The organism is Amycolatopsis sp. A133, assembly GCF_031082405.1.
Lineage (GTDB): Bacteria > Actinomycetota > Actinomycetes > Mycobacteriales > Pseudonocardiaceae > Amycolatopsis.
On record NZ_JAVHJU010000025.1, the window covers coordinates 394,919 to 413,831 of the forward strand.

General features: G+C 71.5%; 11 protein-coding genes. All 11 read right to left on the reverse strand.

Going from position 1 to position 18,913, the window contains the following annotated elements; all coding sequences use genetic code 11:
- Positions 1 to 57: 57 nt before the first annotated feature.
- The 11 genes from glgB to Q5425_RS20745 all read right to left on the reverse strand — a co-directional run bounded on the left by glgB (position 58) and on the right by Q5425_RS20745 (position 18,909).
- On the reverse strand, positions 58 to 2,265 hold the full coding sequence (gene glgB, locus Q5425_RS20695; protein WP_308673883.1) for a 1,4-alpha-glucan branching protein GlgB: 2,208 nt from the start codon (positions 2,263 to 2,265) through the stop codon (positions 58 to 60).
- A complete protein-coding gene (locus tag Q5425_RS20700; protein WP_308673884.1) occupies positions 2,262 to 3,641 on the reverse strand; it encodes a maltokinase N-terminal cap-like domain-containing protein in 1,380 nt (459 codons plus the stop codon). The genes glgB and Q5425_RS20700 overlap by 4 nt, the downstream gene beginning before the upstream one ends.
- A gap of 5 nt (positions 3,642 to 3,646) precedes the next feature.
- The gene (gene treS / locus Q5425_RS20705) at positions 3,647 to 5,455 is read right to left on the reverse strand and encodes a maltose alpha-D-glucosyltransferase (protein ID WP_308673885.1); all 1,809 of its coding nucleotides are present in this window, start codon (positions 5,453 to 5,455) and stop codon (positions 3,647 to 3,649) included.
- 38 nt (positions 5,456 to 5,493) lie between these two features.
- Positions 5,494 to 7,476 carry an alpha-1,4-glucan--maltose-1-phosphate maltosyltransferase gene (locus Q5425_RS20710; protein ID WP_308673886.1) on the reverse strand — a complete coding sequence of 661 codons (1,983 nt, stop codon included), beginning with the start codon at positions 7,474 to 7,476 and terminating at the stop codon, positions 5,494 to 5,496.
- A 269-nt stretch (positions 7,477 to 7,745) separates the two neighbouring features.
- Entirely contained in the window at positions 7,746 to 9,893 is a 2,148-nt protein-coding gene (gene glgX / locus Q5425_RS20715; protein WP_308673887.1) for a glycogen debranching protein GlgX, read from the reverse strand.
- 71 nt (positions 9,894 to 9,964) lie between these two features.
- On the reverse strand, positions 9,965 to 11,680 hold the full coding sequence (treZ, locus tag Q5425_RS20720) for a malto-oligosyltrehalose trehalohydrolase (protein WP_308673888.1): 1,716 nt from the start codon (positions 11,678 to 11,680) through the stop codon (positions 9,965 to 9,967).
- Positions 11,677 to 13,953, reverse strand: coding sequence for a malto-oligosyltrehalose synthase (gene treY / locus Q5425_RS20725; protein ID WP_308673889.1), 2,277 nt, complete (start codon positions 13,951 to 13,953; stop codon positions 11,677 to 11,679). The genes treZ and treY overlap by 4 nt, the downstream gene beginning before the upstream one ends.
- Positions 13,950 to 16,076 (reverse strand): glycogen debranching protein GlgX, encoded by a 2,127-nt coding sequence (gene glgX, locus Q5425_RS20730; protein ID WP_308673890.1) that lies wholly within the window; start codon positions 16,074 to 16,076, stop codon positions 13,950 to 13,952. Before glgX (Q5425_RS20730) ends, treY begins: the two co-directional genes overlap by 4 nt.
- Before the next feature lie 81 nt (positions 16,077 to 16,157).
- A complete protein-coding gene (gene malQ, locus Q5425_RS20735) occupies positions 16,158 to 18,116 on the reverse strand; it encodes a 4-alpha-glucanotransferase (RefSeq protein ID WP_308673891.1) in 1,959 nt (652 codons plus the stop codon).
- Between the two features lie 39 nt (positions 18,117 to 18,155).
- Entirely contained in the window at positions 18,156 to 18,311 is a 156-nt protein-coding gene (locus tag Q5425_RS20740) for a hypothetical protein (protein WP_308673892.1), read from the reverse strand.
- A gap of 25 nt (positions 18,312 to 18,336) precedes the next feature.
- Positions 18,337 to 18,909, reverse strand: a complete 573-nt coding sequence (locus Q5425_RS20745) for a hypothetical protein (RefSeq protein WP_308673893.1) — start codon at positions 18,907 to 18,909, stop codon at positions 18,337 to 18,339.
- Between the last annotated feature and the right edge of the window lie 4 nt (positions 18,910 to 18,913).

Sequence of the window (18,913 nt, forward strand, 5' to 3'; positions counted from 1 at the left end):
TTGATGCCCGCCCAATCACGCGTGATGCCCCTCGGGACACGCGTGATGCCCCTCAGATCACGTGAGGTCCGGGTCCGGTGGGGTTTCTTCTGCCAGCCAGAGGACTCCGGCCGGGGGGAGCTGGAGGACTGCGGAGGCCGGCTGGCCGTGCCACGGCTCCTCGATGGCCTCCACCACGCCCATGTTCCCGACTCCGGAACCGCCGTACGCCTCGGCGTCGGTGTTGACGACTTCGCGCCAGCGGCCCGCCGCCGGGAGGCCGACGCGGTAGTCGTGGTGCGGGACGCCCGCGAAGTTGGCCACGCAGGCCAGCCGCGAGCCGTCGACGCCGATGCGGAGGAAGCTCAGCACGTTGCCGCTGGAGTCGTTCGCGTCGATCCAGCGGAAGCCGTCCGGGGAGGTGTCCTGGCTGTACAACGCCGGCGACGACCGGTAGACCGTGTTCAGCGACCGCAGCAGCTCCCACACCCCGAGGTGCAGCGGATCGTCCATCAGGTGCCAGTCCAGCGACTTCGACTCCGACCACTCCCCCGGCTGGCCGAACTCGCCGCCCATGAACAGCAGCTGCTTGCCGGGGTGCGCCCACATGAACGCCAGCAGCGACCGCAGCCCGGCCGCCTTGTTCCAGGCGTCGCCCGGCATCCGGCCCCACAGGGATCCCTTGCCGTGCACCACTTCGTCGTGCGACAGCGGCAGGACGAAGTTCTCGCTCCACGCGTACACGAGCGAGAACGTCATCTCGTTGTGGTGGTACGCGCGGTGGATCGGCTCGTGCGAGAAGTACCGGAGCGTGTCGTGCATCCAGCCCATGTTCCACTTGAAGCCGAACCCGAGGCCGCCGAGGTGGGTCGGGCGCGTGACGCCCGGCCACGCCGTCGACTCCTCGGCCACCATCACGATCCCCGGGTGTCGCTTGTAGACGGTCGCGTTCAGCTCCTGCAGGAACCGCACCGCGTCCAGGTTCTCGCGGCCGCCGTACTGGTTGGGCAGCCACTCCCCTTCCTTGCGGGAGTAGTCGAGGTAGAGCATCGACGCCACCGCGTCGACGCGCAGCCCGTCGAGGTGGAACTCCTCGATCCAGAACAGCGCGTTGGCGACCAGGAAGTTGCGGACCTCGTTGCGGCCGAAGTCGAACACGAGCGTGCCCCAGTCGGGCTGCTCGCCGCGGCGCGGGTCCGCGTGCTCGTACAGCGCGGTCCCGTCGAACTTCGCCAGCGCCCAGGCATCACGCGGGAAGTGCGCGGGCACCCAGTCGACGAGCACGCCGATCCCCCGCTGGTGCAAGCGGTCGACGAAGTAGCGGAAGTCGTCCGGCGAACCGAAGCGGGACGTCGGCGCGTAGTACGACGTCACCTGGTAGCCCCACGAGCCGCCGAACGGGTGCTCCGAAACCGGCAGCAGCTCGACGTGCGTGAAACCGGTTTCGACGACGTAGTCGCCCAGCTGGTCGGCCAGTTCCCGGTAGTCGAGACCGGGCCGCCACGAGCCGAGGTGGACCTCGTAGACGCTCATCGGGGCCGCGGCCCACTGCGTGGCTTCGCGCTGAGCGACCCACTCGTCGTCTTCCCACAGGTACGCGGAACTGGTGACGACCGACGCCGTCGCGGGCGGGTGCTCCGTGGCGAACGCCATCGGGTCGGCCTTCTCCTGCCAGTTGCCGTCGGCGCCGAGGATCCGGAACTTGTAGCAGGTGCCCACACCGACGCCGGGCACGAACAGCTCCCAGACGCCGGACGAGCCGAGCGAGCGCATCGGGTGCCCGCGCCCGTCCCAGCCGTTGAAGTCGCCGATCACGCGGATGCCGCGGGCGTTCGGCGCCCAGACCGCGAACGACGTCCCCTCGACGACCCCGTTCGACGTCTCGTACGACCGGACGTGCGCGCCGAGCGCCTCCCAGAGCCGCTCGTGCCTGCCCTCGCCGATCAGGTGCCGGTCCAGCTCGCCCACCGTGGGCAGCCAGCGGTACGGGTCGTCGGAGGTCGCGGTGTGCCCGTCGTACTCGACTTCCAGGCGGTAGTCGCCGGGGTGCTCGGGCACGGCGACGGCGAACAGCGCGTCGATGACCGGCTCCATCGGGTACTTCTGCCCGCCCGCGCACAGCGTGACGGCTTTCGCGCCGGGCAGCAGCGCCCGGGCCGCGAAGCCCTTGCCCACCGCGTGCACGCCCAGCACCGAGTGCGGGTCGTGGTGAGAGCCGGCGAGCAGCCGGTCGATGTCCGCGGCCGGCGGGGCCGCGGCCGGGAGGCCTTCGGGAGCCGCGTTCACGGTGTCGTCCCTCCGCTAGTGATCCGGGCGATCGAGGCGAGCGGCACGCCCAGCCAGTCGGGCCGGTTCGCGTGCTCGTAGCCCACCTCGTAGACCGCCTTGTCCAGTTCGAAGGCGCGCAGCAGCTCGCCCTGATCGCGCGGGTCGGCCGCGATCGCGGCGTAGCCCTCGCAGAACGCCGCCCGGTTGCGGTCCGACCACTCGTGGGCGCGCTCGGCCAGCGCCGGTTCGTCCGGCTGGCCGACCAGCATCTGCTGGGCCGCGTAGTCGAACGACCTCAGCATGCCCGCGACGTCGCGCAACGGCGACCGGAGCGCGTGGCGCTCCTCGACCGGGGCCGCGGGCTCGCCCTCGAAGTCGATCAGCAGCCAGCCGCCGACCGTCCGCAGCACCTGGCCCAGGTGCAGGTCGCCGTGGATGTACTGCATGGTCACCGAGCCGGCGGGCAGCGCGCGCAGCTTCTCGAACGCCGCCCGCAGCTGCGGGGCGTGCGGGGCCAGCTCGGGTACCCGGCCGGCCATCGTGTCGAGCCGGTCGAGCATCGCGTCCGTCGAGCGCCCCAGCTCGTCGGCGTCGGCGGGTTCGGTGCCGAGTGCCTCGGCGAGGTCCGCGTGCACCTCCGCGACGGCGCGCCCGAGCCGCTCGGCCTCGCCGGCGAAGTCGCCGCCGACCTCGTCGGGATGCAGTTCGGGTGCGGCCATCAGGTCGCGGACGCTGGTGGTGGCCATCGCCCAGCCGTCGACCGCGTCCGACAGGAACTGCTGGAGCATGCCGACGGTGGTCGGCTCGCCGTTCAGGTCACCGGTGATCGACCCGAGCACCGGCGCGATGTGCTTGCTGCCGACGCCCTGCAGCGCGCGGTGCAGCAGCAGGTCCTTGTTCTTGCCCGGCGTCAGCTTCCGGAACAGCTTGAGGATGTACTGGCCGCCGTAGACCAGGGACGTGTTGCTCTGCTCCGACGTGATCGGCCGGGCCCGCAGCCCGGTGTCCAGCGTCACGCCGGGCTCGTGCTCGAAGACCAGCGGACCGACCCGCTCCTCGCGGGCCATCAGGTCCAGCAGCACACCGGTGACGTCCAGGTCGCCGGACGCCTCGTACGCGTTGAGGTCGCCGACGGCCCCGATCCAGCTGGCCGACGCGATCTCCGGCGGGTGCGTCCGCCGCCCCACCAGCAGCTGGTAGGGCTCGCGCCGGTCGTCCTGGGCGACCTCGACGACGACGTGCAGCAGCTGTGGATCGCCGGACATCAGCTCGGTCACGCCGAGCGTCCGGACGCCGGTCACCGCCCGGTCCTTGCCGGCGAACCAGCGCTGCTCCGGCAGCCAGCACTTCAGGTCCTCGGTCAGATCGTCGACCAGCTCGCGCGGGTCGGACAAGGGACTCACCTCGCTTCGCCTTCGTCTCCCGGGCTCGTCAGCTGGAACCAGTAGAAGCCGTGCCCGGGCAGCGTCAGCAGGTACGAGAGGTCCCCGATACTGGGGAACCGCACGCCGCCGGTGAGCTCCACCGGCGTGCACCCGCGGTGCGCGGACAGATCCAGCTCCACCGGCTGCGGGAACCGGGAGAGGTTGTTCACGCAGAGCACGACGTCTTCGCCGCCGTCCGGGCGCCGCCACTGGCGCTTGTAGGCCAGCACGCTCGGGTTGGACCCGCCGAGGTCGACGAATTCGCCCTCGGCGAACGCGTGGTGCTGCTTGCGCACCTCGATCATCCGGCGGGTCCAGTTGAGCAGCGAAGAAGCGTTGTTCGACTGCGCCTCGACGTTCAGGCCCTGGTAGCCGTACACCGGGTCCATGATCACCGGCAGGTAGATCCGGCCGGGGTCGCAGGAGGAGAACCCGGCGTTGCGGTCCGGGGTCCACTGCATGGGGGTGCGCACCGCGTCGCGGTCGCCGAGCCAGATGTTGTCTCCCATGCCGATCTCGTCACCGTAGTACAGAACGGGCGAACCGGGGAGGGACAGGAGCATCGCGGTGAACAGCTCCTGCTGGTTGCGGTCGTTGTCCAGCAGCGGCGCCAGCCTCCGGCGGATGCCGATGTTGGCCTTCATGCGCGGGTCCTTGGCGTACTCCGCGTACATGTAGTCGCGCTCTTCGTCGGTGACCATCTCGAGGGTCAGCTCGTCGTGGTTGCGCAGGAAGATGCCCCACTGGGCCCCGCTGGGGATGGTCGGGGTCTGGGTGAGGATCTCCGAGATCGGGAACCGCGACTCGCGCCGCACGGCCATGAAGATCCGCGGCATCAGCGGGAAGTGGAACGCCATGTGGCACTCGTCGCCGCCGACCTCCGGGTCGCCGAAGTACTCGACGACGTCCGAAGGCCACTGGTTGGCCTCGGCGAGCAGGATCCGGCCCGGGTATTCGTCGTCGACGACCTTGCGGCAGCGCTTGAGGAACTCGTGCGTGCGCGGCAGGTTCTCGCAGTTGGTGCCCTCCTGCTCGAACAGGTACGGCACGGCGTCGAGGCGGAACCCGTCGATGCCCAGGTCCAGCCAGAACCGCAGGGTGTCGATCATCGCGTTCTGGACGTCGACGTTCTCGAAGTTCAGGTCGGGCTGGTGGGAGAAGAACCGGTGCCAGTAGAACTGGCCGCGCACCGGGTCGTAGGTCCAGTTCGACGTCTCGGTGTCGACGAAGATGATCCGCGCGTCGGCGTAGCGGGAGTCGTCGTCGCTCCACACGTAGTAGTCGCCGTACGGGCCGTCGGGGTCGCTGCGGGACTGCTGGAACCAGGGGTGGGCGTCCGAGGTGTGGTTGAGCACGAGGTCGGTGATCACGCGGATGCCGCGGCGGTGCGCCTCGTTGAGCAGGAAGACGAAGTCCTCGACGCTGCCGAACTCCGGCAGCACCGCGCGGAAGTCGCTGATGTCGTACCCGCCGTCGCGCAGCGGCGAGGCGTAGAACGGCGGCAGCCACAGGCAGTCGATGCCGAGCCAGGCCAGGTAGTCCAGCCGGCCGGCCAGGCCGCGCAGGTCGCCGGTGCCGTCGCCGTTGGAGTCGGCGAACGCGCGCACCAGCACTTCGTAGAACACCGCGCCCTTGAACCACTCCGGGTTGCTCGGCGCCTGCTGCGCCGACCGGAAGTCCCCGGCCTGCGGTTCCACCAGCATGCCGTCGGCGGTCATCGCCTCACCGGTGTGCGGCACACCGTCCAGCCCCAACGCGGCGTCGGGCCGGGCTTCATCCGCCATGTGTTCCACCTCGTCCCTCGAGTCCCTGTCCTTCCACCTCAGCCGGCCAGCCGGCGTCTCACCGAGACCACGTGCGCCACCGCCCGCCAGGGTTCGAGCCGGACGTAGTTCGCCGGCCCCCAGTCCCAGGTGTCGCCGGTGACCTCGTCGTGCGCGATCAGCCGTTCGTGCGCTTCGAACCCGAGCGCCGCGGTGTCGAGCCACAACGTGCCCTCTTGGGTCCCGTACGGGTCGAGGGTGACGACCGTGACCACGGTGTCGCCGGTGGCCGGGTCCTGTTTGGAGTAGGCCAGCAGCGCGTCGTTCTCGACGTGGTGGAAGTGCAGGGTGCGCATCTGCTGCAGCGCCGGGTGGGCGCGGCGGACGGCGTTCAGCTTCGCGATCCACGGCTCCAGCGAGCGGCCTTCGTCGAGCGCGCGCTCGAAGTCGCGCGGGCGCAGCTGGTACTTCTCGGAGTCGAGGTACTCCTCGCTGCCCTCGCGGACCGCGACGTGCTCGAACAGCTCGTACCCCGAGTAGACGCCCCACGTCGGCGAGATCGTCGCCGCGAGCGCGGCCCGCAGCGCGAACATGCCGGGGCCGCCGCGCTGCAGCGACTCGTGGAGGATGTCCGGGGTGTTGACGAACAGGTTCGGCCGGCCCTCGGTCCAGTGTTCCCGCAGGTCGATGGCGAAGTCGATCAGCTCCTGCTTGCCGGTCCGCCACGTGAAGTAGGTGTAGCTCTGGGTGAAGCCGAGCCGGGCCAGGCCCCACAGGCGCGCCGGGCGGGTGAACGCCTCGGCCAGGAACAGCACGTCGGGATGGGCGTCCTTCACCGACTGGATCAGCCAGGCCCAGAAGTCCGGCGGCTTGGTGTGCGGGTTGTCGACCCGGAAGATCTTCACCCCGTGGTCGATCCAGACGGTGATGACCCGCAGCATCTCTTCGTAGACGGCCTTGGGGTCGTTGTCGAAGTTGATCGGGTAGATGTCCTGGTACTTCTTCGGCGGGTTCTCCGCGTACGCGATCGAGCCGTCCGGGCGGGTCGTGAAGAACTCGGGGTGCTTGAGCACCCACGGGTGGTCGGGCGCGGCCTGCAGCGCGAAGTCGAGCGCCACCTCCATGCCGAGCTCGCCGGCCCTCGCGACGAAGGCGTCGAAGTCGTCGAAGGTGCCGAGGTCCGGGTGGATGGCGTCGTGCCCGCCCTCGTCGGCGCCGATCGCCCACGGCGAGCCGACGTCTTCCGGCTTGGCGTCGAGCGTGTTGTTCGGGCCCTTGCGGTTCACTCGGCCGATCGGGTGAATCGGCGGGAGGTAGACGACGTCGAAGCCCATTTTTGCGACCCGGTCGAGGGCGTCCGCGGCGGTGGAGAAGGTGCCGTGCACCGGCTTGCCTCCGGCGTCGAGGCCGCCGGTGGAGCGGGGGAACAGCTCGTACCAGGAGCCGAACGCGGCGCGGCGGCGGTCGACCCACACCTTCTGCGGCTTGCCCTTGGTGATCAGCTCCCGCACCGGGAACTCGTGCATGACCTGGCGGACCTCGGGCGAGAGGGCGGGCCCGACGCGCTCGGCGAGGCTGCGCTCCTCGTCGCGCAGCGCCTTCACCGCGCCGATCAGCAGCGCCTTCTCGCCCCGGCGGTCGGGGCGGCGGGAGACGCGCTCGATCAGCCGGGCGCCGTTCTCGAGGTCGTTCGCGAGGTCTTCGGGACCCTGCCCGGCGGCGACCTTCACCTCGACGGCGTGCTCCCACGTCGCCCACGGGTCGCCCCACGCGTCGATCCGGAACGTCCACATCCCGGTGGTGTCGGGGGCGATCACCGCGGCGAATTCGTCCGGGTGGTCGGGACCGCGCGGCACCATCCGCGTCTGGCGGGTCAGCCGGTCGTCCGGACCACGCCACGCCACGGTCGCCGCGACGGCGTCGTGCCCTTCGCGCCAGACGGTCGCGAAGACCGGGATGTGTTCGCCCACAACGGCTTTGGCCGGATAGCGGCCACAGCCCACGCTGGGGGAGACGTCGTCGATGCCGAGCCGGCCGGTCATGGGCAACGCCCTTCGATATGTCGGTTGGACGCAGACGGCGACAGTCTGCCTGACTCGATCAAGCGCCCACGAGGCAGGGTTCTCTATCCCTGTACCCAAAACGGATCAGGTGAAACGCTTCCCGCGCAACGAGTTCCACCCACGTGTCCGCCAGGTTACGACCGGGCGTCCCCACGGCCCCGCGGGGGTGTGAGACCCGAGCTTTCACGTGAAAGCTCCGACCTGGGACCCGAGCTTTCACGTGAAAGCTCGGGTGGGGGTGGGGTGGGTCAGTAGGGCTCGGGGTGGGGTTCGGCGGCCAGGCGCGGGGCCCGTAGCAGGAGCAGGGAACGGGACTGGAGCGTCAGGCGGCTCTTGGCTTCCAGGGGGCCCGGGTTGGCCGGGCTGCCGTCGGCCGTGCTCGTGTCCAGCGTCGGCTTGAACGTCTCGCCGTACTCGCGCCCGGGCAGCACGACCTCGGCCGGGGCGTCGCCGGCGTGCATCCACAGCAGCCACGAGTGGTCGGGCACCAGTGCGCCCTCGCGGTTGCGGGCCTGGCTGTTCGAGCCGTCGATCCACATGCCGAGCGTGTGGCGGTCCTCGAACCAGTCGCTTTCGCCGAACTCCTCGCCGTCCGGGCGGAACCAGACGAGGTCCGGCTTGCCCGTCGGGGTGGTCCGGCCTTCGAAGAACTCCGGCTGCCGCAGCGCCGGGCTGTTCGCGCGCAGCCGCACGACCCGGCGGGCGAAGGCCAGCATGGCCTCGGCGTCGGGGTCGTCCGGCGTCCAGTCGAACCACGACGTCTCGTCGTCGAGGCAGTACGCGTTGTTGTTGCCGCCCTGCGTCCGCCAGAACTCGTCACCCGCGGTGAGCATCGGCGTGCCGGTGGACAGCAGCAGCGTGGCGAACATGTTGCGCGCCTGCCGGGTCCGCAGCTGCCGGATCGCCGGGTCGGCCGTGGCGCCCTCGGCGCCGTGGTTCCACGAGCGGTTGTCGTTGGTGCCGTCGCGGTTGTCCTCGCCGTTGCCTTCGTTGTGCTTTTCGTTGTAGGACACCAGGTCCCGCAGCGTGAAGCCGTCGTGGGCGGTGACGAAGTTGATCGACTGCCACGGCCGCCGCAGGTTGTGGTCGTAGAGGTCCGACGAGCCGGACAGCCGGTAGGCGAGGTCGCGCACGCCGGTCGCGCCGCGCCAGAAGTCGCGGATCGTGTCGCGGTAGCGGCCGTTCCACTCCGCCCACTGGGCGCCGAAGCCGCCGACGCGGTAGCCCTCGCCGGTCGCGTCCCACGGCTCGGCGATCAGCTTGCAGCGCGAGAGCACCGGGTCGGTGGTGATCGCGGTGAGCAGCGTCGACGCCGGGTCGAACGCGCCGCCGCGCGGCCGCCCGAGCGTGCTGGCGAGGTCGAACCGGAAGCCGTCGACCCCCATCTCCTGCGTCCAGTACCGCAGCGAGTCGGTCACCAGCCGCACCACGGTCGGCGAGCCGGCCTCCAGGGTGTTGCCGCAGCCGGTGATGTCGGCCATGTGGCCGCGGTCGGTGTGCAGGTAGTACACCGGCGCGTTCAGCCCGCGGAAGCTCAGCGTCGGCCCGTCCGGCCCGCCCTCGCAGGTGTGGTTGAACACGACGTCGAGGATCACCTCGATGCCCGCCGCGTGCAGGGCGGCCACCATCAGCCGGAACTCCTCGACCTCGTGGCCCGGTTCGCTGGCGTAGGCGGCGTGCGGGGCGAAGAAGCCGAGCGGCGAGTAACCCCAGTAGTTGTGCCGGCCGGCCCGGACCAGCGAGGGCTCGTCGAGGAACGCGTGCACCGGCAGCAGCTCGACCGACGTGACGCCGAGGCGGGTCAGGTACTCGATCGACACCGGGTGGGCCAGGCCGAGGTAGGTGCCCCGCAGCGCCTCCGGGATGAAGGGGTGCCGCTGGGTGAAGCCCTTGACGTGCAGCTCGTAGATCACCGCCTCCTCGAACGGGACCTCCGGCTTGATCCCGGTGTCCGGCCCGCCGGGCGAGCTGACCACCGACAGCGGCACGCTGCCCAGGGAGTCCACAGTGGACATGGGCCCGCGCTCCGGGTCGCCGGTGAAGCCCTGGGCCGCGCCCAGGTCGGTGAGCCCGCCGGTGATCTGCCGGGCGTACGGGTCGACGAGCAGCTTGTGCGGGTTGCACCGCAGGCCGCGGGCCGGGTCGTACGGGCCGTGGATCCGGTAGCCGTAGCGCTGCCCCGGCGTCACGCCGGGCACCAGGCCGTGCCAGACGCCGAAAGTCCGCTCGGTCAGCGCGATCCGGCGTTCCGACCCGTCGGCGTCGATCAAGCACAGGTCGACGGCGTCCGCGACGGCGGACGTGATCGCGAACCGCACTCCCCCGGCCTCGGGATGGGCTCCGAGCGGGAAGGGGCGGCCGGCGAGGACGTGGTCGGCGGAGGGTCGTGTGGCCATTCTTGAATCGTCCCAGATCGGAGGTGGTCCGTGCGCGCCATGACAGGACAGTTACCCGGAGGCAACCGCCGTCAGGGTGTCGTCCCGGCCACGACGAAGGTGTCCGGGGGCAGGTGCGCTGCCCCACCGTCCACGGTGGCCTCTCCCCAGGCGAGCAGCGACGCCGTCGCCCCGAGCGGCAGCGTCACCGGGCCGGGGCCGAAGTTGACGGCCAGCCGCAGCCCGCCGCGGTGCAGCACGAGCCAGGACCCGTCCGGGGCGGAGTCGACGCGCAGCTCGGCGACCCGCGGATCGGCCAGCTCGGGCCGCTCGCGGCGCAGCCGGATCAACGCGCGGTAGAGCTCCAGCACCTCCCGGTGACCGGGCCGCTCGGGCTCGGCCCAGTCCAGCCGCGAACGTTCGACGGTGGCGGGGTCCATCGGGTCGGGCACGTCGGATTCGCCCCAGCCGTGCCGGGAGAACTCGCGACGGCGGCCCGTGCGGACGGCCTCGGCCAGCTCCGGGTCCGGGAAGGACGCGAAGAACTGCCACGGCGTGCCCGCCGCCCACTCCTCCCCCATGAACACCATCGGCGTGTACGGCGAGCAGAACAGGATCGCCGCGCCGCAGGCGAGCCGGTCCCGCGACACCGTCGCGGACAGCCGGTCGCCGGTCGCGCGGTTGCCGATCTGGTCGTGGTTCTGCAGGTAGCCGAGGAAGCGGTGGCCGGGCACGGTCCGCGTGTCGACCGGACGGCCGTGGGTCCGCTCCCGGAACGACGACCACGTGCCCGCGTGGAAGAACACCTCGCGCAGCACCCGCTCGAGCGCGTCCGGCGCCGCGAAGTCCGTGTAGTACCCCGAGGCCTCGCCGGTGAGCTTGACGTGCAGGGCGTGGTGCAGGTCGTCCGACCACTGGGCGTGCAGGCCGAAGCCGCCGCGCTCACGGGGCGTGACGAGCCGCGGGTCGTTGAGGTCGGACTCGGCGATCAGGGTCAGCGGCCGGTTCAGCGCCGCCGACAGCGCGTCGACCTCGGTGGCGAGCTGTTCGAGCAGGTGGACGGCCCGCCGGTCCAGCAGCGCGTGCACGGCGTCCAGGCGCAGCGCGTCGAGGTGGAAGTCGCGGAACCAGCTGAGCGCGTTGTCGAGCACGTACCGGCGGACCTCGTCGGAGCCGGGACCGTCGAGGTTGAGGCCGGGGCCCCACTCGTTCTGGCCGGCGAAGTACGGCCCGAACCGGTCGAGGTAGGCCCCCGACGGCCCGAGGTGGTTGTAGACGACGTCGAGCACGACGGCGAGACCGCGGGCGTGGGCCGCGTCGACGAACCGCTTGAGCCCGTCCGGCCCGCCGTAGGGCTCGTGGACCGCGCCCCAGAGGACGCCGTCGTAGCCCCAACCCGCGGTGCCGTCGAAGGCGTTGACCGGCAGCAGCTCGACGTGCGTGATCCCGAGGTCGACGAGGTGGTCGAGCCGCTCGATCGCCGCGTCGAAGGTGCCGCCCTCGGTGAAGGTGCCGACGTGCAGTTCGTAGACCACCCCGCCGGGCAGCTGCCGCCCGGTCCAGGCGTCGTCGGTCCAGCCGAACTCGCCGTGGTCGTAGACGCGCGATTCCCGGTGGACGCCATGGGGCTGCCACCGCGACCGCGGGTCGGGCAGCGGCTCGTCGGCGTCGTCGAGCAGGAAGGCGTAGTTGATGCCCTCCGCTTCGGCGTACCACCAGCCGCCGTCGCCCGCGGTCATCTCGTGCACCCGAGCGTCGACACTCACCCGGACTCGGCCGGCCGACGGGGCCCAGACACGGAACTTCATGCGTCTCCTCGCACCAGCAACGCGACGGGATAACGGTCGAACAGGGTGGCGGCCTCGGCCGAAGCCTCCCGGCCGGTCAGGACGTCGGTCCAGGTACCGGCGGGCAGCGGGAGCACGGTGTCCCGCCAGCCGCCGCCGGCTTCGAGACCGGCAGGCAGCCGCGTCACGGCCACCGCGAGATCGGCGCTGCGGGTGTAGGCCAGCACGTGGCCGGCGGCCGCGCCTTCGGCCCGCAGCGGCCGGTAGCCGCGGAACAGCGCCGGGTGTTCACGGCGCAGCCGCAGCGCCTTGTGCACGACCAGCAGCTTCGCCGCGCCCGAGGCGTCGATCTCCGGCAGCTCGCCGTCGGTGATCCGGCTCAGCAGCTCGCGGCGGGCGACGTAGTCGACCGGGCGGCGGTTGTCCGGGTCGACCAGCGAGAAGTCCCACAGCTCGGTGCCCTGGTAGACGTCCGGAATGCCGGGCGCGGTCAGCTGGACGAGCTTCTGCCCGAGCGAGTTCGCGTACCCCGGTCCCTCGATGCGCCGGACGAACACCTCGATGTCGGACGCCAGCTCGGCGTCGGTCATGACGTCTTCGGGCCAGGCGGCCACGTCGGCCTCGAAAACCTCGTCGTGGTCGGTCCAGCTGGTCCGGAGCTTGGCCTCCTTGGCCGCCTTGTCCAGGTAGTCCCGCAGCCGCGACGGCTCGATGGGCCAGGTCGAGACCAGCGTCTGCCAGGCCAGGAGGTTCAGCGACGGCTCGTCGATCCCCCGCCGGGCGCTCCACCGGCGGACGGCCTCGGCGAACTCGCCGGGCACCTCGGACAGGACCGCCATCCGGGCGCGGGTGTCCTCCGAGCGCTTGGTGTCGTGGGTGGTCAGCGTCGTCATCGCCGCGGGGTACCCGGCCTCGCGCTCGGCGGCCAAGCGGTGGAACTCCTCGACGTCCAGGCCGAAGCGGTCCGGGTTGCCGCCGACCTCGTTGAGCGCGGCGAAGCGGGTGTAGCGGTAGAACGTCGTGTCCTCGGTGCCCTTGGCCACGACCATGCCGGACGTCTGCTGGAGCCGGGTGGCCAGCTCGCCGCCGGGCTCGGCGCGGACCTGCGCGTCGAGGGCGTCCAAGGCGCCCGCGAGGTCCGGGCGGGCGGTCTTCGCCCCGGCGATCGCGGCCGCCCAGTGGCCGGCCCCTTCGGGCAGGTACGAGCGGTAGACCGGGAAGGCGATCATGGTCTCGGCCACCGCCGCCCGCGCTGCCTCGGCGTCGACGTCCCGCAGCAGCGCGGCGATCCGCCGCACCTCGGCGACCAGGATGCGGTCGGTGACCAGGCGCCGGGCCTCGGCCTCGACGCGGTGGTAGCCGGTCTTCACGCCCAGCTCGTTCGCCAGCTCGGTGAAGCCGGGCTCGCCCGCCGGGTCGACGAAGACGCCGGCGATCTCGCGCAGCGCGTCGTAGCCGGTGGTGCCGTCGACCGGCCAGCTCTGCGGCAGCGGTTCGCCCGGGTGCAGGATCTTCTCGGCCACGATCCACGCGTCCGGCGCGTTCTCCCGCAGCCGCCGGAAGTAGCCGCCGGGGTCGGCGAGGCCGTCCGGGTGGTCGATGCGCAGGCCGGTGACGTCGCCGTCGGCGACCCAGCGCAGCACCTCGCCGTGCGTCTGCGCGAACACCTGGGGGTCTTCGACGCGGACCGCGGCCAGGGTGGTGATGTCGAAGAAGCGGCGGTAGGTCAGTTCGGCGTTGCCGCGGCGCCAGCCCACCAGGCGGTAGTGCTGGCGCTCGTGGACCTCCTGCGGCGTACCGGATCCCGTGCCGGGTGCGATCGGGAAGCGGTGGTCGTAGTAGACCAGCTCGTCGTCCTCGACCGACAGCTCCCCGACGGCGTCTTCGTCGCCGAGGACCGGCAGCAGGATCGGGCCGCGGTCCCAGTCGACGTCGAAGAAGGACGCGAATTCCGAGTCGCGGCCGTGCTGCAGCACGTCCCACCACCAGCGGTTCGCCTTCGGCACCTCGACCGACATGTGGTTCGGCACGATGTCGACCACCAGACCCAGCCCGAGCTCCTTCAGCAGCGCGGCGAGCTCCTGGCGCGCCGCCTCGCCGCCGAGCGCGGGCCGCGCGCGCGTCGGGTCGACGACGTCGTACCCGTGCGTCGAGCCCGGCGCCGCGTCCAGCACCGGCGACGCGTACAGCGCGCCGATGCCGAGGTCGCGCAGGTAGCCGGCGATGCCGGCCGCGTCGGCGAAGGTGAACTCCGGGCGCAGCTGCACCCGGTAGGTCGACTCCGGCACCGTCATTCGGTTTCCGTTTCCGTTCGTTGCAGCACGATCAGGGACCGGGCGGGCAGGGTCAGCCGGCCGCCGCCGTCGACCGGTTTCGCGTCGGCGGGTTCCACCTCGCCGGTCGCGGTGTCGACCACGACGGTCCAGCTGTCCCCGTAGCCGTTGCCCGGGAGGGTCGTGTCGATGTCTTCGTAGTGGGCGTTGAAGGCGAGCAGGAACGAGTCGTCCGCCACGTTCATGCCGCGCTGGTCGAGGTCGGGGATCGCCTGGCCGTTGAGGAAGACGACGACGGCCTTGCCGAAGCCGTCGTCCCAGTTCTGCTCGGTCATCTCCTCGCCGGCCGGGGTGAACCAGGCGATGTCGCCGAGCTTCTCGCCCTTGCCGACCGGGCCGCCCTGGAAGAAGCGGCGGCGGCGGAACACCGGGTGCCGGTGCCGGAACGCGCTCAGCCCGGCGGTGAACTTCACCAGGTCCGCGTTCTCCTTCGCCAGCTCCCAGTCCACCCAGGACAGTTCCGAGTCCTGGCAGTAGACGTTGTTGTTGCCCTGCTGGGTGCGGCCGAACTCGTCGCCGTGCAGGATCATCGGCACGCCCTGGGACAGCATCAGGGTGGCCAGCATGTTCCGCTGCTGCCGGACGCGCAGGGCGAGGACCTCGGGATCGTCGGTCTCGCCCTCGACGCCGCAGTTCCACGACCGGTTGTCGTCGGCGCCGTCGCGGCCGTCCTCGCCGTTGGCCTCGTTGTGCTTTTCGTTGTAGGACACCAGGTCCCGCAGCGTGAAGCCGTCGTGCGCGGTGACGAAGTTGATCGACGCGAACGGGCGGCGGCCGTCGTCCTGGTACAGGTCCGACGAGCCGGTGATGCGGGAGGCGAACTCGCCCAGCGTCGAGGGTTCGCCGCGCCAGAAGTCGCGGACGGTGTCGCGGAACTGCCCGTTCCACTCCGTCCACAGCGGCGGGAAGTTGCCCACCTGGTAGCCGCCGGGCCCGACGTCCCACGGCTCGGCGATCAGCTTCACCTGGCTGACGATCGGGTCCTGCTGCACCAGGTCGAAGAACGTCGACAGCCGGTCGACGTCGTAGAACTCGCGCGCCAGCGCCGAGGCGAGGTCGAAGCGGAACCCGTCGACGTGCATCTCCGTCACCCAGTAGCGCAGCGAGTCCATGATGAGCTGCAAGGTGTGCGGGTTGCGCACGTTGAGGGAGTTCCCGGTGCCGGTGTAGTCCATGTAGTACTCGGGCTCCCCCTCCACCAGCCGGTAGTAGGCCTCGTTGTCGATGCCCCGCATCGACAGCGTCGGCCCGAGGTGGTTGCCCTCGGCCGTGTGGTTGTAAACCACGTCGAGGATCACTTCGATCCCGGCCTCGTGGAAGGCCTTGACCATGCCCTTGAACTCCTGGACCTGGCCGCCCTCGCCGAGCACCGCCGAGTAGGAGTCGTGCGGCGCGAAGTAGCCGATCGTGTTGTAGCCCCAGTAGTTCGTCAGGCCCTTTTCGTCGAGGCCGTGGTCGGTGACGAACTGGTGCACCGGCAGCAGCTCCACCGCGGTCACGCCGAGCTTCTGCAGGTGCTCGACGACGGCGGGGTGCGCGAGACCGGCGTACGTGCCCCGCAGCGCTTCGGGCACGAACGGGTGATGCACGGTCATGCCCTTGACGTGGGCCTCGTAGATGACCGTCTCGTTGTACGGCCGCTTCGGCTGGCGGTCGTTGCCCCAGTCGAAGAACGGGTTCGCCACCAGCGAATACGGCACGCGGCCGGCGGAGTCGTCGTCGTTGCGCTCGTCCGGGTTGCCGAACTGGTAGCCGAACAGGGACTCGTCCCACTTCACGCCGTGCGAGACGGCCTTCGCGTACGGGTCGATGAGCAGCTTGTTCGGGTTGCAGCGCAGGCCGCGCTTCGGGTCGTACGGGCCGTGCACCCGGTACCCGTACCGCTGACCGGGCCCGACGTTGAGCAGGTAACCGTGGTGGACGAAGCCGTCCACCTCTTCGAGCGCGTACCGCGTCTCGTGGCCCTCGGCGTCGAACAGGCACAGTTCGACGCGCTCGGCCACCTCGGAGAACAGGGCGAAGTTCGTCCCGACTCCGTCGTAGGTGGCGCCGAGCGGGTAGGGCGTTCCGGGCCAGGGCCGCACTGGGTCTCTCCTCGAGCTTGGGTCGTGCCGGTGGCGTCCGCGGACGCGTGCCACCGGGGGTCGTGCTCCGCGAGGGGGTCGTTACCGGGGCAGCGGCCGGGCCGCCGCCAGCGGGGCGACCGCCGAACGGACCCCCTTCGCGGTGAAGAAGCCGTCTACGCTGACGGGAAGGCGGATCCGCCAGTTAGGGTACTGGTCGACCGTTCCGGGCAGATTCGGCTGCCGCACCTGGCCCGCCACGTCCGCCGGCGAGGTCAGCACCAGCCGGGAGGCGGCCGACGCCAGCAGCGTGTGCAGCGCGACCACCGGGTCGTCGTCCGGAATCCCTTCGCGCGCAACGAGTTCCATCAGCGCCGTGCGCTCCTCGGCGGCCGCCTCTTCCTCCGCTTCGACCCCGCGGTCCAGCAGGCCCAGCTCGGCCCGGACCCGGACGTGCTCGCCCTTCAGCCAGCCCGAGACCGTCGGCAGGTCGTGCGTGGAGATGCTGGCCATGGCGTCCGGGTCCCAGCTGCCGGGCCGCGTGAACGGCTGACCGGGCGCGTCCCAGTCGCGCTCGAACCACAGCACGGCCGAGCTGAGCATCCCCCGTTCGTGCATCGTGTCGGTGACGACCTCCTCGACCGTGCCGAGGTCCTCCCCGACGACCACCGCGCCGGCGCGGTGCGCTTCGAGCGCGAGCACGCCGACCATCGCTTCGGCGTCGTAGTGGACGTACGTGCCGCGGTGCGCGGGCTCGCCCGGCGGGATCCACCACAGCCGCCACAGCCCGGCGATGTGGTCGACGCGGATGCCGTCGGCGAAGCGCAGCACACCGCGGACGACGTCCCGCAGCGGCCCGTACCCGGCCTCGGCCAGCTTGTCCGGCCGCCACGGCGGCAGGTTCCAGTCCTGTCCCTGCTGGTTGAACGCGTCCGGCGGCGCACCGACCCGCACGTCGGCGGCGAAGACGTCCCGGACGGCCCACGTGTCGGCCCCGCCGGGGTGCACCCCGACCGGCAGGTCGTGCACGATCCCGACGGTCATCCCGGCCTCGCGCGCGGCCTGCCGCGCCGTTTCCAGCTGGACCCGGCACAGGTGCTGGAGCCACGCGTGGAAGGCGACCCGGTCCTCGAGCTCTTCGCGCGCCTTCCCGACCGCCGGCCCGGCCGGGTCGCGCAGGTCCTCCGGCCAGTCCCGCCAGTCCCCGCCGTGCCGCTCGGCCAGGGCGCAGAACAGCGCGAAGTCCCGCAGGTCGGCGTCCTCGGGCACCTCTTCGGCGCGGTGCGGCCACAGCAGCTCGAGCGCGGCGCGCTTGGCCGTCCAGACGGCGTCGTAGTCGATCAGCTCGCCCTCGCGGTCCGGGGCCAGGGACTCGACCGCCTCCCGGGTCGCCGCATCGGCCGTTTCGAAGGTCTCGGTCGCGGTGACGCGCAGGTAGACGGGGTTGGCGAACCGGCGGCTCGCCGGGGAGTACGGCGAGCGTTCGACCGGGTGGGCGGGGCTGATCGCCTGGACCGGGTTGACCAGCAGGACCCCGGCGTCCAGCTCCGTGGCCGACCGGGCGGCGAAGGTGGCGAGGTCGGCGTAGTCGCCGATGCCCCAGGAGCCGGCCGAGTGCAGGGCGTAGAGCTGCAGCATCCACCCCCAGGCGGGCCGGACCTGCGGCAGCTTCGCCGGCACGACCGCGAGCACGACGTCCTGGTCGGCGGTGACCACCCGGTGCCAGCCGAGCGGCAGGTCCGCCGGCAGCTCCCCGTCGGCCCGCCGCCGCGTCCCGTCTTCGAGGACGACTTCGGCGTCGACGCCGAGCACGCGGCCGGTGCCTTCCCGCACGACGATCGTCGGCGGCAGCGCGGCGGGCGCTTCGCGGGCGGTGGCCAATGCGGCGGCGATGGCTTCGTCACTGGTGGCATCAACGCCGAACTGACCGAGGACGGCGACGACGACGTCGTCGGCCACGTCGACCCAGACCCGGTCGGCGTTCTCGTACCGGGTGGCGACACCGTGGTGGGCGGCGAGCTCGTGCAGGGCGGGGATCTCTTGAGGCACGGGGACCAGCATTCCGGTGCCGGGCCGTTCCCGCCATCTGCGCGGCCGACGTCACCCCCGGCGCTTCCGCGAACCGGCCGGCACCCCGGCCCCGGCCCGCACCATCACCACGACGTGCAGCGACGGCGGCAGCACGGGCAGCTGGACGAACCGGCTCGGCGAGCGCGCCCCGAGCGGGCGGTGAGGCAGCGCCCCGCCGCCCTGCACGACGGCAGGATCCCGGACAGCCTGATCACCGCCGCACCTCCTCGCGCTCACCGAACAGTGCTTCCCAAACCGGCCCGGCGAACAGCCAGACCACCGTCACGCTGCCCAGCCGCGGGAACCAGCCCCACAACGGCGCGACCTGCTCCGGCTCGCCGATCGCGAAGATCGCCGCCAGCAGAGCCGCCGCCGCGAGCCCGCAGGCCAGCACGCACTTGGCCCACTCGCGCCACTCGTAGCGCAGCTTCTCCCGCCCTTGGCGCTTCCGCGGGGGCGGCCCGGAGGCGAAGCGGTGCGCGAACCGCTCGTCGGCCCACCGGACCATGCTCGGGCCGAACACCACGCTGAAGCCCAGGTAGACCGCCGCGAGCCCGTGGGTGAAGTTCGCCTTCGCCCCGCCCGCGAGGTCGATGACCGTCGCCACCAGCACCACGACGTCGACCAGCGGCACCATGGCGAGCAGCACCGCCGACACGCGCCGCGCACGCAGCACGTACCGCACCGCGAGCCCGGCCGCGAGGACCACCCAGAACCCGATCTCGCCCGCCGCGATGACGACGGCCATCGGGTTCTCCGCGAAGAACTTCCCGATCTCTTCCACACCC